The organism is Bacteroidia bacterium (assembly GCA_025056095.1).
Taxonomy (GTDB): domain Bacteria; phylum Bacteroidota; class Bacteroidia; order JANWVE01; family JANWVE01; genus JANWVE01.
Genome location: JANWVW010000394.1, coordinates 1 through 519, shown reverse-complemented (window position 1 = coordinate 519; position 519 = coordinate 1). Strand labels below are relative to the sequence as shown.

Here is a 519-nt window from a genome sequence, read left to right as displayed (position 1 = left end):
CAGGAGAAATTTTATTAGACCTTAAAGGAGAAAAGCGGGTTAAGATAGACAAAGAACCCAGCCTGCTGGCTTTTGGCAACAAAAACGACTTGGGACTGTTGCACAAGTCCTGCCCGATAGTATTTTACAAGCGGTTTGCCATAGCGGCATGGTCGGAGTATATAGAGCTGTTCGGCATGCCCGTAAGAGTATTAAAAACCGACAAAAAAGACATAGAAGTGCGCCAGCAGCTGTACAGGGAATTAGAAAACATGGGTAAGGCAGCCTTTGCTGTGGTAGACACAGAAGACGAATTAGAATTTATCAGCACAGGTAGCGCAGATGCTTACGAGGTGTATGACAAAATGATAGAACGCTGCAATAGTGAAATTTCCAAGCTCATCATCGGGCAGACAGGCACTACAGATGAAAAAAGCTACACAGGCGCCGCCAAAGTCCATCAGATGCAGGCAGAGGCTATTGCCTGGCAAGACAAAGAAAAGGTAAAAAACTGGCTGAACTCGGTTATTTTTCCTTATC

Annotated in this window: 1 protein-coding gene; it reads left to right on the top strand. The window is 44.9% G+C overall.

Annotation, left to right across the window (positions count from 1 at the left end):
- Window positions 1-519, top strand: a 519-nt coding sequence (locus tag NZ519_14160) for a DUF935 domain-containing protein (protein MCS7029896.1), incomplete at both ends; no start/stop codon positions are given.